Annotated in this window: 9 protein-coding genes; 7 read left to right on the top strand and 2 right to left on the bottom strand. The window is 68.5% G+C overall.

Annotated features, from left to right (window positions below; all coding sequences use genetic code 11):
* The first annotated feature begins 50 nt into the window (after positions 1-50).
* The 7 genes from trpS to W5W_RS0113895 all read left to right on the top strand — a co-directional run bounded on the left by trpS (position 51) and on the right by W5W_RS0113895 (position 12,498).
* Positions 51-1,163, top strand: a complete 1,113-nt coding sequence (gene trpS / locus W5W_RS0113925; protein ID WP_008731368.1) for a tryptophan--tRNA ligase — start codon at positions 51-53, stop codon at positions 1,161-1,163.
* Between the two features lie 11 nt (positions 1,164-1,174).
* A complete protein-coding gene (locus tag W5W_RS0113920; RefSeq protein WP_008731346.1) occupies positions 1,175-1,672 on the top strand; it encodes a GNAT family N-acetyltransferase in 498 nt (165 codons plus the stop codon).
* A gap of 134 nt (positions 1,673-1,806) precedes the next feature.
* On the top strand, positions 1,807-3,891 hold the full coding sequence (locus tag W5W_RS0113915; protein ID WP_017195846.1) for an alpha-1,4-glucan--maltose-1-phosphate maltosyltransferase: 2,085 nt from the start codon (positions 1,807-1,809) through the stop codon (positions 3,889-3,891).
* 85 nt (positions 3,892-3,976) lie between these two features.
* A complete protein-coding gene (gene treS / locus W5W_RS0113910; RefSeq protein ID WP_017195845.1) occupies positions 3,977-5,848 on the top strand; it encodes a maltose alpha-D-glucosyltransferase in 1,872 nt (623 codons plus the stop codon).
* Positions 5,845-7,380 carry a hypothetical protein gene (locus tag W5W_RS15140; RefSeq protein WP_017195844.1) on the top strand — a complete coding sequence of 512 codons (1,536 nt, stop codon included), beginning with the start codon at positions 5,845-5,847 and terminating at the stop codon, positions 7,378-7,380. Before treS ends, W5W_RS15140 begins: the two co-directional genes overlap by 4 nt.
* Positions 7,381-7,483: 103 nt before the next feature.
* Positions 7,484-9,703 (top strand): 1,4-alpha-glucan branching protein GlgB, encoded by a 2,220-nt coding sequence (gene glgB / locus W5W_RS0113900; protein ID WP_193760093.1) that lies wholly within the window; start codon positions 7,484-7,486, stop codon positions 9,701-9,703.
* Positions 9,704-10,134: 431 nt separating this feature from the next.
* Complete coding sequence (locus W5W_RS0113895) at positions 10,135-12,498, top strand: glycogen/starch/alpha-glucan phosphorylase (protein ID WP_017195842.1); 2,364 nt, start codon at positions 10,135-10,137, stop codon at positions 12,496-12,498.
* Positions 12,499-12,603: 105 nt separating this feature from the next.
* Here W5W_RS0113895 and W5W_RS0113890 read toward each other — a convergent pair whose 3' ends face one another.
* Together W5W_RS0113890 and W5W_RS0113885 are read right to left on the bottom strand one after the other, a co-directional pair.
* Entirely contained in the window at positions 12,604-13,575 is a 972-nt protein-coding gene (locus W5W_RS0113890) for a tetratricopeptide repeat protein (RefSeq protein ID WP_029574351.1), read from the bottom strand.
* An 87-nt stretch (positions 13,576-13,662) separates the two neighbouring features.
* On the bottom strand, positions 13,663-14,673 hold the full coding sequence (locus W5W_RS0113885) for a DUF8094 domain-containing protein (protein ID WP_017195840.1): 1,011 nt from the start codon (positions 14,671-14,673) through the stop codon (positions 13,663-13,665).
* Positions 14,674-14,836 lie beyond the last annotated feature (163 nt).

Raw genomic sequence — 14,836 nt, 5'->3', positions numbered from 1 at the left:
CGCGGGGCGGGGCGGCGTGGGGCGCCTTGATCTGCACCTAGGATGTGCCCATGACACAGCCCCCCTCCATGGCCGAGGAGGCCCTGGCCAACTCCGCCGACGACGCCTCCCTGGCCCGCTCGAAGGCCCGATCCGCCGAGATCGAGGCGGACATCGCCGTCAACCCGGGCCGCTACCGGATGCTCACCGGCGTGCGCCCCACCGGCAACATGCACCTGGGCCACTACTTCGGCACCATGCACTCCTGGGCCACGATCCAGGACGCGGGGGTGGACACCTGGATCCTCGTGGCCGACTACCAGGTCATCACCGACCGCGACGCCGTGGGCCCCATCCGCGAGCGCGTCCTATCACTGGTGGCCGACGCCCTGGCCGTGGGCGTGGACCCGCAGCGCTCGACGATCTTCACGCACTCGGCGGTGCCGGCCCAGAACCAGCTCATGCTGCCCTTCCTGTCCCTGGTGACCGAGGCCGAGCTCCACCGCAACCCCACGGTGAAGTCGGAGCTGGAGGCCACCGATGGGCGCGCCATGAGCGGCCTGCTGCTGACCTACCCGGTCCACCAGGCGGCCGACATCCTCTTCTGCCAGGCGAACCTGGTGCCGGTGGGCAAGGACCAGCTCCCCCACCTGGAGCAGGCCCGTCTCATCGCCCAGCGCTTCGACAAGCGCTACGGGCGGGCCGTCAAGGAGCACCCGGTCTTCCGCCGTCCTGAGGCGCTGCTGAGCGAGGCCCCCCTGCTGCTGGGCCTGGACGGGGAGAAGATGAGCAAGTCGCGCGGCAACACCATCGAGCTGCGCATGAGCGCGGACGAGACGGCCAAGGCCCTCAAGAAGGCCAAGACGGACTCAGATCGCGTCATCACCTACGACCCGGCCGCCCGCCCCGAGGTCTCCAACCTGCTCATGCTGGCCTCCCTGTGCGGGGCCGGGGCGCCGGAGGAGATCGCCGATCGCATCGGCGACGGCGGCGCGGGCACGCTCAAGAAGGTGGCCACCGAGGCGGTCAACGAGTTCTTCGCCCCCATCCGGGCCCGCCGGGCGGAGCTGGCGGCAGACGAGGACCACCTGCTCCAGGTCCTGCGCGGCGGGAACGAGCGCGCCAACGAGGTGGCCGAGCGGACCCTGGCGGACGTGCGCACCGCCATGCACATGGACTACTGAGCCTGCTCGCCATGCCGCCGGTTCTGCGCAACCTGTCCGCCTCCGAGCTGACAGGCCCCGAGGTGCGTGAGCTGCTCCGTCTGGCCACCGATTTCGATGACGGCGCCCTGGACCGTCTCGTGAGCGAGGTACTGCCCCGGCTCACAGTTCTGGCGGCAATGGACGACGACGCCGGTCGCACCCCCATCGCCCTGGCCGCCTACGCGCCTCCGGGCGGCCAGGCGGTTCGAGAGCCTGAAGCAGGACCCCAGGAGCCGCGGCCATCGCCCTCGACGACCATCGAGTACATCGCCACGTCCCCCACGCACCAGCGGACCGGTACCGCGCGAGCGCTCATCGCGGAGATCCGTCGCCGCCACCCGCGCGCCGTCCTGCGGGCGAGCACTGATGACGATGCGATCGGCTTCTACCGCGCATTGGGCTTCCTCGATCATCCTGCCCCGCGGGACCCGCGCTGGCCGGAGAGGCGGCGCTACGACTGCGTCCTCGACGTCCTCGACGCACTCTGACGCCCGCGACGCACTCGCCCCGACCCGACCGATCCCGATACGGGCCGATCTCAGGATGGAATACAACTGATCTCGGCGGAAGGACAGGCGCGTCTGAAAATGACGCAACGGGCGGGAGCCCGTAGGCTTGGCCTGTGACCGCGAACACCACGCGCGACGCCGCGCCTCAGCCCCCTGCCCCAGCCACCGACACAGCCGCTCCGCAGCCGGCTCCGTACGCGCCGATCGGCCGTATTCCAGTGACCGAGGTCTTCCCCGTCGTCGAGGACGGGCGCTGGCCGGCCAAGGCCGTACCCGGCGAGGTGATCCCGATCCGGGCCACCGTCTTCCGAGAGGGCCATGATCGCTTCGGCGCCACCGCCGTCCTCGTGCGCCCCGACGGCACCGACGGGCCCAGCGCGCGCATGGTTGAGATCCTGCCCGGCCTGGACCGTTACGAGGCCCGCCTGGCCGCCGACGCCCCCGGCGATTGGGGTCTGCGGGTCGAGGGCTGGTCCGACCCCTACGCCACATGGGCCCACGATGCCGGCATCAAGGTTCCCGCGGGCATCGACGTCCCTCTCATGCTGGAGGAGGGCGCCCGCGTCCTGGACCGCGCCGCCGCCGTTCCCGGTCGCGATTCCGGGGATGCGGCCGCCTTGACGGCGGCCGCCGAGCAGCTGCGCAACGAGGCCCTCACCGACGGCGAGCGCCTGAGCGCCGGCCTGGCGGCTCCCGTGGTCGGGGCCCTGGATCGTCTGCCGCTGCGCGATCACGTCTCCCCCTCCGCCACCTATCCACTGCAGGTGGACCGCAGCCGCGCCCTGGCCGGATCCTGGTACGAGATCTTCCCGCGCTCACTCGGCAGCGGCTCCGACGAGCAGGGCAACTGGTACACCGGCACTCTGCGCACCGCCGCCGAACGGCTCGACCGCATCGCCGCCATGGGGTTCGATGTCCTCTACCTCACCCCGATCTCCCCCATCGGCGCCACCAATCGCAAGGGCCGCAACAACACCCTCGATGCGCGTCCGGATGACCCGGGCTCGCCCTACGGCATCGGCTCGCCCGATGGCGGGCACGATGTCATCCACCCCGACCTGGGCACATTCGACGACTTCGACGCCCTGGTGGCCCGTGCCGGTGAGCTCGGCATGGAGGTCGCCCTGGACCTGGCCCTCCAGTGCTCGCCGGACCACCCGTGGGTCAGTGAGCACCCCGAATGGTTCACGGTCCTGGCCGACGGCTCGATCGCCTATGCGGAGAATCCGCCCAAGAAGTACCAGGACATCTACCCCCTGAACTTCGACAACGACCCCGAGGGCATCTACACCGCGATCCTGGAGGTCGTGCGCACCTGGATCAGCCACGGCGTGACGATCTTCCGCGTGGACAACCCGCACACCAAGCCGCTGAACTTCTGGCAGCGCCTCATCCGGGAGGTCCGTTCCACCAACCCCGAGGTGCTCTTCCTGGCCGAGGCATTCACCCGGCCGGCCATGATGCGCACCCTGGGCAAGATCGGCTTCCACCAGTCCTACACCTACTTCGCGTGGCGCAACACCAAGCAGGAGCTCATCGACTACATGGTCGAGCTCTCCCAGGACACCGCCCACGTCCTGCGCCCCGCATTCTGGCCGACCACCCACGACATCCTCACCCCCTTCATGACCAATGGAAAGGTGCCGGCCTTCAAGCTGCGCGCCGTCCTGGCCGCCACCCTGTCCCCGACCTGGGGGATCTACTCCGGTTATGAGCTGGCCGAGTCGACCCCGCGCCCGGGCTTCGAGGAGCAGATCGACAACGAGAAGTACGAGTACAAGCCGCGCGACTTCGTCGCCGCCCGCGCCAACGGCATTGAAGATCTGCTCACGCGCCTGAACGCCGCCCGTGCCGCGCATCCCGCCCTGCAGCAGCTGCGCGACATCTGGTTCCACCCCACCAGCGATGACGCCCTCATCGCCTACTCCAAGCGCATCGATGCCGCACACTCGCCCACGGGCGAGGACGATGTCGTGCTGACCGTGGTCAGTCTTGATCCGAGCAACGTCCGCGAGGGCGAGGTCTATCTCAACCTGGTCCAATTGGGGCTGCCCGGGGACACCGACGGCTCGTTCCCCTGCCTGCGGGTGACCGACGAGCTCACCGGCGCCGCCTACGAGTGGAGCGGCACGAACTATGTGCGTCTCGACCCCTTCGCAGGCCGGGTCGCGCACGTCCTGCGCGTCGAACCTCTCTGAGTCCCGGCGTGTGGTCGGCAATGGCGCCTCCCCGGCCGCACGCCACTGGACAGCCCAGATCGCCGTCCATCCTTGAAAGGTCATCGTGTCCGTTCCCGTCACTCCGGCACCAGGCATCGCTTCCGCTCTCGGCGCGCATCACGCCCTTCATCCCGCACCCGCCGCAACACCCGCCGCCGGCATATCGAGTGCGTCCGCCATGACGGGGCGGGCCTTCGCGCCCCCGGCGTTCATCCCCGGCGTCCCCGACCTGCCGGCCCCGCCCAGACCGGGCCTGTCACCGGACCCGGAGTGGTTCCGCACGGCCGTTTTCTACGAGGCGCTGCTGCGGTCCTTCGCGGACTCCGATGGTGACGGCGTCGGCGATTTCCGGGGACTGGCCTCCCGTCTGGACTATCTGGCATGGCTGGGTGTGGATGCGATCTGGATCCCGCCCTTCTACCCCTCCCCCATGCGCGATGGAGGCTACGACATCTCCGACTACACGGAGATCGACCCGCGCTACGGCACCATGGAGGACTTCCGCGACCTGGTGCACCAGGCCCATGAGCGCGGCATTCGCATCGTCATCGACATCGTCCTCAACCACACCTCGGACGCCCATCCCTGGTTCCAGGCCTCGCGCAGCGACCCCGAGGGTCCTTTCGGTGATTTCTACGTATGGGCCGATGACGACTCCGGCTACGCCAACACCCGGATCATCTTCATCGACACCGAGGAGTCGAACTGGTCCTACGACGTCGAGCGCGGCCAGTTCTTCTGGCACCGGTTCTTCTCCCACCAGCCCGACCTCAACTACGACAACCCGGCCGTCATTGAGGCCGTGCACGACATCATCCGCTTCTGGGCCCGCACCGGGGTCGATGGCTTCCGCCTGGACGCCGTCCCCTACCTGGCCGAGCGCGAGGGCACGAATTGCGAGAACCTGCCGGACACGCACACCGTCGTGGCGGGGATCCGGCAGATGCTCGACCACGAGTTCCCCGGCACGATCACACTCGCGGAGGCCAACCAGTGGCCGGTCGATGTCGTGGAGTACTTCGGCACCCCCGAGGCCCCGGAGTGCACCATGTGCTTCCACTTCCCGGTCATGCCGCGGATCTACTACGCCTTGAGAGAGGGGTCCTCCCGGGCGGTGCGCGACGTCCTGGCAGCCACCCCGGACATCCCGGCCCATGGCCAGTGGGGCACCTTCCTGCGCAACCACGACGAGCTGACCCTGGAGATGGTCACCGACGAGGAGCGCACCATGATGTACCAGTGGTACGCCCCCGAGGACCGCATGCGCGCCAACATCGGCATCCGCCGGCGCCTGGCGCCCCTGCTGGACGCCTCGCGGGCCGAGACCGAGCTCGCCATGGCGCTGCTGCTGTCGCTGCCGGGCTCGCCGTGCCTGTACTACGGCGACGAGATCGGGATGGGCGAGAACATCTGGCTGGAGGACCGCGACGCGGTGCGCACGCCCATGCAGTGGGACGAGTCGCCCAACATGGGCTTCTCCTCGGCCCCCGACCCCGGCGCGCTCACCCTGCCGATCATCCAGGTGCCGGGTTACCGGCACATGACCGTGTCCACCGAGCTGCGGCGACCCGACTCGCTGCTGCACTGGACCCGCCGCATGCTCCACGTGCGCCGCGCCCACCCCGTGCTGGGGCGCGGGAAGTTCCTCATGCGGGACGTCTCCGACGACGCCGTGCTGGCCCACACGCGCCACGAGGAGGAGGGCCCCAGCGGAGAGCCCGGGGAGACCCTGCTGTGCGTGGCCAACCTGGCCGACTCCCCGCGCTGCGCGATCATCGCGCTGCCCGATCTGGCGGGCCGGACCACCACCGACGTCCTGGGCGGGGCGGCGTTCCCGGCGGTCGGGTCGGACGGCCGCCTGACACTCACGCTGGGCGCCCGCGGCTACTACTGGTTGACTGTCGATCCCGAAACGCAAGGAGGCAATGGACGATGACACCCACCGAATCGACTGATCCCCCTGAACTCACCCAACCAGTCCGGCGCGGAGCCGGCCCGGCCCCGGTCTGGCCCGCCGACGCGTCGCTCCTGGCGGCGCTGGCCCCGTGGATGGCGCGGCGGCGCTGGTACCCGCTCAAGGGGGGCTCCTCGCCCGAGCCCCGCGACCTGACCCTGATCGGCGACCGAGAGCTGGCCCCGGGTGTGCGCGATCTGCTGGTGGCCGTTCCCCGCGCCGGGGCCCCGTCCGTGCTCGTCCACGTGCCGCTGGTGCTCGAGACCGGCGAAGCGCTGGCCCGCTACCGGGTCGACGGGGAGGCCCCCGGCGGCGAGGGGCTGACCGTCACGGGGCCCGACGGCGCCGAGACCTCCCTCATCGACGGCCCCCACCACCCCGCCTTCTGGCGGGCCTGGGCGCAGGCCGTCCTGGAGGCGGGAACCATCCTGGACGGCACCGGCGCGCGCGCCATCGCCCAGCGCGCCGAACGACTACGGGTGATCACCGGCGAGCAGTCGAACACCAGCGTCGTGCTGCCCGCCCCGGCATCCGACCGGGACGCGGGCGGCCCGGAGGACGCCGCGACGGGCGGACTCATCGTCAAGCTCTTCCGGGTGCTGGCTCCGGGTCGCAACCCCGACGTGGAGGTCTCGGTGGCGCTGGCCGGAGACGGCTGGGACCGGGTGCCCGCGCCGGTGGCCTGGTCCGCCTTCGAGTGGCACGATCCGGCCACCGGCGCCCGCAACTCGACCGACTCGGCGGTGGCCTGCACCTTCATCCCCCGCGCCGACGACGGCTTCGAGCTGTTCTGCTCCCTGGCCGCCGATGACGACGGGCCGCACGGCCCGGTGCGCGCCAGGGCACTGGCCCTGGCGGCGGATCTGGGGACGACCACCGCCCAGATGCACCGGCACCTCGCCGCGGCCCTGGGCGCGGGCGCGCCGCAGCCGCCGGCCGAGCTGGCACGAGCCCTGCGCCGACGCGCCGCCTGGGCGCTCCAGGAGGTCCCGGCACTGGCCGAGCGCCTGCCCGGCCTTCATGAGGCGGTCGATGAGGTCCCGGCCCGGGTGGCCGGACTCGACCGGCTCGATCCACCCACCCGCATCCACGGCGACTACCACCTCGGGCAGGTCCTTCACGAGGTCGCGGGCCCCGAGGCCGGCGAGGGCCGCTGGTTCGTCCTGGACTTCGAGGGGGAGCCGCTGCGCCCCCTGGCCGAGCGCAGCCGTGCGGATCAGCCGTTGCGCGACGTCGCCGGAATGCTGAGGTCCTTCGACTACGCGGCCGCGGTCGGCGGGGTCGCCGACCGCGGCTGGCTCGACGCCGTGCGCGCGGCCTATCTCAGCGCCTACGAGGAGTCATCCCCCGAGCGCGATGGAACCGGTCGGCGCGTCGCGACCACCCTGCTGACCGCGCTCGAGCTGGACAAGGCCCTCTACGAGGCGGTCTACGAGGCCCGCAACCGCCCCGACTGGCTCGAGATCCCCCTGCGGGGGCTGCAGCGCCTTCTCAACGGGCCCGCCCCGACATGAGAGCATGAGCCGAGGGAGAGGTCACCATCTCATCCCGACACGTCCCGATAAATCCCTGCACAAAGTCTCCCCTCACCGGCCTCCCACATGGAAGAGTGTGACCATGACCGACGTCACTGCACCCGAGCCCGTCCCCGCCCGTACTCCCGTCCAAGTCGACCCCTGGGTCCTCGCGGATGTCGCCTATGCGCGTTACTACAATCCGCACGAAGTCCTAGGTGCGCACGTGGGCGACGAGGGCGTCACTATCCGCACGGTGCGGCACCTGGCCGATGCTGTCTCCATCGTCACCGCCGAAGGCGCCTACCCCGCCGAGCACGAGCAGGAAGGGGTATGGGTGGCCGTGGTGCCGGGGGATTCCGTGCCCGACTACCGCGTCAAAGTGACCTACGGGGAGGAGACCACCACGGTCGATGACCCGTACCGCTACCTGCCCACCCTGGGGGATATGGACACCTACCTCATCTCCGAGGGCCGCCATGAAGGCCTGTGGGATGTCCTGGGCGCCCATGTGAAGCACTACTCCGGCCCCATGGGCGATGTTGAAGGCGTCGCCTTCGCCGTATGGGCCCCCAACGCCCGCGCCGTGCGCGTCGTCGGCGACTTCAACTACTGGGACGGCACCGCCTCGGCCATGCGCTCGCTGGGCTCCTCCGGCGTGTGGGAGCTCTTCATTCCTGGCGTGGGCATCGGCGCGCGCTACAAGTTCGAGCTGTGCTTCGGGGACGGCTCCTGGCACCAGAAGGCCGACCCGCTGGCCCGCGCCACCGAGGTGCCCCCGGCCACGGCGAGCGTCGTCACCGACCGCTTCCACGAGTGGGGCGACGACGACTGGATGGCCAAGCGCGCCACGTCCGACCCCCACGCGGGCCCCATGAGCATCTACGAGGTGCACATCGGCTCCTGGCGTCAGGGGCTCGGCTACCGCGGCCTGGCCGAGGAGCTCGTCCCCTATGTCAAGGAGGCCGGCTTCACTCACGTGGAGTTCCTGCCCGTCGCCGAGCACCCCTTCGGCGGGTCGTGGGGCTACCAGGTGACCGGCTACTACGCGCCCACCGCGCGCTTCGGGACTCCGGATGACTTCCGCTACCTGGTCGACCAGCTCCACCAGGCGGGCATCGGGGTCATCCTGGACTGGGTGCCGGCCCACTTCCCCAAGGACGAGTGGGCGCTGGCCCGCTTCGACGGCACGGCGCTCTACGAGGACCCGGACCCCCAGCGCGGCGAGCACCCGGACTGGGGCACCTACGTCTTCAACTTCGGCCGCAACGAGGTGCGCAACTTCCTGGTCGCCAATGCCCTGTACTGGCTGGAGGACTTCCACATCGATGGTCTGCGCGTGGACGCGGTGGCCTCGATGCTGTACCTGGACTACTCGCGCAAGGAAGGGCAGTGGCACCCCAACCAGTTCGGGGGCCGGGAGAACCTCGAGGCGATCAATTTCCTCCAGGAGGCCACGGCGACGGCCTACCGGAAGAACCCCGGTACGGTCATGATCGCCGAGGAGTCCACCGCATGGCCCGGCGTCACCGCCCCCACCGAGTACGGCGGGCTCGGCTTCGGGCTGAAGTGGAACATGGGGTGGATGAACGACACTCTGCGCTACCTGGACGAGGAGCCCATCAACCGGCGCTACCACCACGGAGAGCTGACCTTCTCGCTGGTCTACGCCTTCTCCGAGCAGTTCGTCCTGCCGATGAGCCACGACGAGGTCGTCCACGGCAAGGGCTCCCTGCTGTCCAAGATGCCCGGCGACCCCTGGCAGGAGCTGGCCGGCATGCGCGCCCTGTTCGCCTACCAGTGGTCGCACCCCGGCAAGCAGCTGCTCTTCATGGGCCAGGAGTTCGGTCAGGGCGCCGAGTGGAACGCGGAGAACTCGCTGGACTGGTGGATCCTGGACGACCCGGGGCACCAGGGCCTGCTGCACCTGGTCAGCGACCTCAACCGCTTCTACACCGACTCCCCCGCACTGTGGGCGGATGACTTCTCCCACCGCGGCTTCGAGTGGATCGAGGCGGGCGACGGCGACCACAACGTCCTGTCCTACCTGCGCAAGGGCACCGGCCCCGACGGCCGCGCCGACCTGGTGGTCTGCATCGTCAACTTCGCCGGCACCCCGCACGAGGACTACCGGGTCGGTCTACCCTTCGCGGGCGACTGGGACGAGGTCATCAACACCGACGCTCCCGAGTACGGCGGCTCCGGGGTGGACAACCTGGGGCATGTCGAGGCCGAGGAACTGCCGTGGAACGGACGCCCCGCCTCGGTGCGGCTGCGCGTTCCCCCGCTCGGCGCGGTGTTCCTGCGCCCGTCGCAGAACTAAGGCGGACGCGGAGCCGAGACGACGCGGCTTGAGGGGGGCGGCACCGGATCATCCGGTGCCGCCCCCCTCACCTTCCCGCCCCGAGATCGGTCCACCTCCGCCCCGAGATCGGTCCACCTCCGCCCCGAGATCGGTCCACCTCCGCCCCGAGATCGGTCCACCTCCGCCCCGAGATCGGTCCAGGTTCAGTCAGCAAAGCATCAAAATCCCCACCATCGCTCTGCACATGAGCCTTAGGTCCGTCCGTGTCCGGAATGACACTGCCTCAACGAGCGGGTCCACAGCCGGGCGGCTAGACTCGAAGAGTTCGCGAAGGAGCTCGGCCAGTGGTGCTCCTGCGCCGCTCGACCCAATTCCCTCGATGTACAACTTTGCAGTCGTTGCAGTTCAGCTGCAGCAGGATCCTCATGCAGTCAGACAAGGGAAGAAAGATGACGCAGAACCTGGTCCAGACCGTGCCGTCCCAGGTGCGGTCAGTCTCGGGTCACCCCGCCGCCGCATCGACTCAGATGGAGGTGTGGCAGGGCCTGTCCGCCGCCGTCGTCGACGCCATTGCGGACAATTGGCATGCGACCGAGCAGAAGTACCGCGCCGGCAGGATGGAGCATTATTTCTCCGCCGAGTTCCTCATGGGTCGCGCGCTCCTGAACAACCTGACCAACCTCGGTCTGGTCAAAGATGCGGAGAAGGCGGTGGGCGCCTTCGGTCAGAACCTCTCCGACATCCTCGAGCAGGAGCCCGACGCCGCCCTGGGCAACGGAGGCCTTGGACGCCTCGCCGCCTGTTTCCTCGATTCCTGCGCAACTCTCGATCTCCCGGTCGCCGGATACGGCATCCTCTACCGTTACGGCCTGTTCAAGCAGCTCTTCTCCGACGGTTTCCAGACCGAGCACCCGGATCCGTGGATGGAGGAGGGCTATCCCTTCGTCATCCGCCGTGAAGAGGCGCAGCGGGTGGTGCGCTACAACGACCTGGTCGTGCGCGCCGTCCCCTATGACATGCCGATCGTCGGCTACGGCACGAAGAACGTCAACACGCTGCGCCTGTGGCGGGCGGAAAGCCTGGAGGAGTTCGACTACGACGCCTTCAATTCCCAGCGCTTCACCGATGCGATCGTCGAGCGCGAGCGCACAGCGGACATCTCGCGCGTCCTCTACCCCAACGACACCAGCTACGAGGGCAAGGTCCTGCGCGTGCGCCAGCAGTACTTCTTCTGCTCGGCCTCCCTTCAGGAGATCGTCGACAACTACGTGACCCACCACGGGGACGACCTCACCGGCTTCGCCGATTTCAACTCCATTCAGCTCAACGACACCCACCCCGTTCTGGCCATCCCCGAGCTCATGCGACTGCTCATGGACGAGCACCACCTGGGGTGGGAGGACGCCTGGGCCGTCGTGTCCAAGACGTTCGCCTACACCAACCACACGGTGCTCGCCGAAGCCCTGGAGACCTGGGAGTCCTCGATCTTCGAGCAGCTCTTCCCGCGCATTATGGAGATCGTCCGGGAGATCGATCGCCGCTTCCGCGAGGATCTGGCCTCGCGCGGAATCAGCCAGGACGTCATCGACTACATCGCGCCGATCTCGGGCTCCAGCGTTCGCATGGCCTGGATCGCCTGTTACGCCTCTTACGCCATCAACGGCGTCGCCGCTCTGCACACCGACATCCTCAAGCGCGACACGCTCAAGGACTGGTATGCGATTTGGCCGGAGCGCTTCAACAACAAGACCAACGGAGTCACCCCGCGCCGCTGGCTGCGCCAGTGCAATCCGCGCCTGTCCGCCCTCCTGGACGATGTCACCGGGTCCGACGCCTGGGTGAAGGACCTGTCCCTCCTTGAGGGCTACGCCGATGCCGCGGACAACGCCGTTCTCGATCGTCTGGCCGAGATCAAGCACTCCAACAAGGCCGACTTCGCCGCCTGGATCTCCGCCCGCGAGGGCGTCGAGATCGACCCCGACGCCATCTTCGACGTCCAGATCAAGCGCCTTCACGAGTACAAGCGCCAGCTGCTCAACGCGCTCTACATCCTGGACCTGTACTTCCGTATGAAGGAGGACCCCTCGCTGCAGGTGCCCAAGCGGGTCTTCATCTTCGGCGCGAAGGCAGCCCCGGGCTACATCCGGGCCAAGGGAGTCATCAAGCTCATCAACGCCATCGCCGAGCTGGTCAACAATGACCCCGTCATCTCCAAGACGCTCAAGGTCGTCTTCGTCCACAACTACAACGTCTCCCCCGCAGAGCACATCATCCCGGCCGCCGACGTCTCCGAGCAGATCTCGATGGCGGGCAAGGAGGCCTCGGGCACGTCCAACATGAAGTTCATGATGAACGGAGCCCTGACCCTGGGCACGCTGGACGGCGCGAACGTGGAGATCCTGGACTCGGTGGGAGATGACAACGCCTACATCTTCGGCGCCACCGAGGAGGAGCTCCCTGTTCTGCGCGAGACCTACGATCCGCACGCGACCTACGAGACCGTCCCCGGCCTGAAGCGTGTTCTCGACGCCTTCATCGACGGCACTTTGAACGACAACGGCTTCGGCTGGTTCGCCGACCTGCGACGCAGCCTCCTCGAGGCCTCCTACGAGCCCGCCGACGTCTACTACGTGCTGGGCGATTTCGCCGCCTACCGCGAGACGAAGGACCGCATGGCCGCTGATTATGCGGACCAGCGCGCCTGGCAGCGCAAGGTGTGGGTCAACATCACCGGATCCGGCCGCTTCTCATCGGACCGTACGATCAGCGACTACGCCAAAGTCTGGAACATCCAGCCCCAGCCGATCGCCTGATCGCCCGCCCTCCCGCCCCGTCATCGGGTAAGAATCCGGCCCGCTGCGTCCAGCCTCATGGCTGACCGCAGCGGGCCGGATATCTCGGTGAGTCCAGATGCGGTGTCAGAAGAGCAGTGCGGCCAGCTGGCGGCGAGCGCGGGCCACCTCAGGGGATGAGGAGCCGATGACATCGAAGAGTTCGAGCAGCCGCAGCCGTGCGTCCTCCCGCTCCTGCCCGGTATGAGAACGAACCGCCTCGAGTCCACGGCCCAGCGCAACACTGATGTCCCCCAGCGCCACAGCGGCATCCGCGCCGGCCAACTGGTCCTCCACACTCGCTCCCGGGGCGTCGGCCGCGGCCAGCAGAGCGTGAGGGTCCTTGCCGTCCATCCGCTTCAGCAACCGGATCTGGTCCCGTGCCGCTTTGAGTTCGGCATCCCCCGGGCTCTGAGCGATGGCATGGTCGTAGACCTTCTCGGCAGCCGCGTAGTCGCCGCGCTCCATGGCCTCGCGCGCCTGACGCTCCACCTCGGTCTCCTCGGGCTCAACCGGCTCGGTATTCGCGTCCGGCGGCGCTAGACGCCCTGTGACACCGTTGCGCGCCGCCAGCTCGAGCAGTTGGTCGAGCAGCCCGCGCAACTGGTCGACCGGGATCGCCCCCTGGAGCATGGGCACCGGTTGTCCGCCGATCAGAGCAACGACGGTGGGCACGCTGGTGGCCTGCAGTGCCTGGGCGACCTCCGGGGCTGCGTCGATATCCACACGCGCCAGCTGGAATCGACCGCCGTGCTCCTGGGCCAGTGCTTCGAGCTGGCCGGCGAGCTCTGCGGATGCCTGGGAGCGTGCGGTGTGGAGGATGATCACCACTGGCACCTGCATGGAGAGCTCGGCGACACCGCGCAGGGAGGCGGCATCGACATCCACAACCAGTGGTGCCGCCACCGTAGAACCCGCAGGGCCGGCAGAGCCCGCAACCGCGCCCGCAGGGCCGGCCGCACGATTCGCGGACGCTCCGGGACTCGCCGGACCGCCTGTGGTAGGAGCATCTTGTCGGGATGCGAGAGTGGACAGGTCCACGGCGCCGAACATGCTCATGGAGAAGCCTTTCCCGGGCTGAGCCCGCTAATGGGTCGAACTGATACGAAGGGGTGCAGCCGGAGACGGGGTGCAGTCGCCCTGCTGCTAGCCGGGTGACTGCGAGTCGTCTTTGGAGGCCGAGGCCAGGACGGCGCTCCGTCCCAGCACGACAGCCTGGGAATTGGAATCAACAGGAGGTATTGAGAAGGCCACCATGACGTCGTAGGTCGATGTGACCTCACCGGTGATCTCGGGGCCGCTTCCCAGCAGGGAGGCGACCTCCGGGAGCATCTTGAGAGTGGATTTGGCGACTGTGCGCTTGTACACGACATCGTAGGAGAGTGTCGTGAAGACGATCGCGCCATTGTTGGAGCTGCGCAATCCGCGGAAACCGTCGGACCCGCTGCGAGCGCTCACCTTGATCTCACCGGCTGCGGAGACGTCCTTGCTGCGCAGCGACGCCAGCTGCTGGCGCAGAAGGTCGTCGGCGAAGGCCTTCCCGTTGTCTCCGTCAGGGTTGTTCAACGCATCAACATAGGCGTCCAGGACTTCCTGCGGCGTGGAGACCAACCCATCGCTGTCGGCATCCACTTGGTCGCTGCCTACTGTCGCGGTCGCGGTCGCGGGGACCTCCACCCCTGCGAATGGCCGGACCCACGCCCACAGCTCGAAGTTGTCCCGCGCGGAGTCCTGGGACATCGCCAGCAGATAGGGAACGTCGTCGCCCTCGGCGATTCCGGTGACTGTCAGGGCAACGCGCGGGAATTCTGTTTCCCGTCCCGCAGTCCCAGCCTCACTCGTGGTCGTGAAATGCTCGATCTTGCTGTCGTCCTGAGCTGCCGAGGCCAGGGCGTACTCCTCGGTGCGCACGCGCAAGGCGGGCCCGGTGAGGTAACCGGACAAGAGATCGGAGTTCTTCTGGGCATCGGCATCGTCCAAGCCCGTCTGGATCCGGTCGAGCGCCTTGGTGAGGCGCTCGTCGTCCAGAACCGGGTAGGCCGAGGGCGTCCCATTGGACGCAGGCTCCGGCGGGAGATCCTGTGAGCATGCCGCTAGGGTCAGGCCGACGGCGGTAGCGGCGGTGGACGTGAGAAAAACTCGGCGGCTGGTCATCATGCGTGCTCCTCGTCAGACTCGGGACCGCTGGGGGCGTCGGCATTGCGGTCGGCGCGGCGAGGCCGACGGTGCTCCGCCGGCCATGCCTGTGCCGGGAAGGAGAAGGATTGCGTCTCAGCCTGACCCGCATAATCGACGTAGCCCTCGCCCGAGTAGCCCTGCA

The sequence above is a fragment of the Actinomyces massiliensis 4401292 genome, from assembly GCF_000269805.1.
GTDB classification, from domain to species: Bacteria; Actinomycetota; Actinomycetes; order Actinomycetales; family Actinomycetaceae; genus Actinomyces; species Actinomyces massiliensis.
This window is presented reverse-complemented; position numbering and strand designations above follow the sequence as displayed.